2 protein-coding genes and 1 pseudogene are annotated in these 1,329 nt (G+C 36.0%); all 3 read left to right on the forward strand.

Features of this window, described 5'->3' with window-relative positions:
• Positions 1-529, forward strand: a pseudogene (locus AMDU4_RS12770) (succinate--CoA ligase subunit alpha); the annotation flags it as partial.
• 47 nt (positions 530-576) lie between these two features.
• Positions 577-861, forward strand: coding sequence for a hypothetical protein (locus AMDU4_RS12775; RefSeq protein ID WP_021788352.1), 285 nt, complete (start codon positions 577-579; stop codon positions 859-861).
• 124 nt (positions 862-985) lie between these two features.
• A partial coding sequence (locus AMDU4_RS12780) for a 2-oxoacid:acceptor oxidoreductase family protein (protein WP_021788353.1) occupies positions 986-1,329 on the forward strand: 344 nt, incomplete at its 3' end.

Raw genomic sequence — 1,329 nt, forward strand, 5'->3', positions numbered from 1 at the left:
AGCAAGGAGAAAGGGAGTGTTCATGATAGGGCCAAACAGTCCTGGGATAACAGTTGCAGGACAGGCAAAGATAGGAATCATGCCAAATAACATATTCCGCAAAGGGAATGTGGCTATAGCGTCCAGAAGTGGAACGCTTACCTATGAAATAGTAAAGGCAGTCACTGATGCAGGATTTGGTGAAAGTACAGTCATAGGGCTAGGCGGAGACCCAATAATCGGAACAACATTCTCCGACATAATAAAAATATTTAACGATGATCCAGAAACAAAGCAGATTGTCCTTGTGGGTGAAATTGGAGGAGGTGAAGAGGAGAAGGCTGCTGAATATATCAAAAAATATGTTAAGAAACCGGTTACAGGATACATAACAGGTATAAGCGCTCCCCCCGGGAAAAGAATGGGACATGCAGGTGCTATTATTGAAAAGGGGACCGGAACAGCAGAATCAAAGATAAAGGCATTCAAGGAGGCAGGCATTAAGGTTGCTAACTATCCTGATGATATACCATCACTTCTTCAAAAATAATAGCATTAAAAATGTTATATTTATATATTTTGCTTTAATTTCGTTTTATGAAACCTAATATTAACTTTGAAAAACTAAAGAATTATGTACTGGTAAATTCATCCTATAAACTTTATACAGAAGGAACTAATTTTGATCTTCATTTCATTCCCAATGCACCTGAAGCAGAGGCACATTTTCCAGATGGTGAATCTGTAGAGCATGTTATGTATGGGTATATCGATAATGGCATTGCATACTTTACCAAGTTTGTAACAACATCAGCCTTTGGGAAGACGGAAATAAACATTATAGATGATGATCCTGTCATGGAATGGTTAAAATACATATAAAATATTCAATTTTTATCCATTAAAATAATATTTTTGTACTAAAAAAATGAACTATTTAAAATCTTATACTTATAATCCGATGGTAAAGTTTTTAAATTAAATTAGGCTTATCATAACGATAAGAATGCAGGAAACTGATATCAATCTTCTTGTGGGAGGTCCACAAGGCGGAGGAATAGATAGTGCTGCAAATATGATTAGTATGGCATTTTCATTGGCCGGCTATAATATTTACGGAATAAGGGAATTCCATTCCAATATTAAGGGAAGACATAGCTACATACATTTTAGAATAATGCACGAGCGGCCTAAATCACTGAAATATCCTGTGGATATAATGGTTGCTTTAGACCCAGATACACTATTCGAGCATATGTTCGATGTGTCCAAGGGAGCAAAGGTTGTTTATGATTCAGCTTTTAACGGATTTAGCCTTAAAAATGCTAGAATGATCACATCTGATACAAG

This window comes from Ferroplasma sp. Type II, assembly GCF_000496155.1.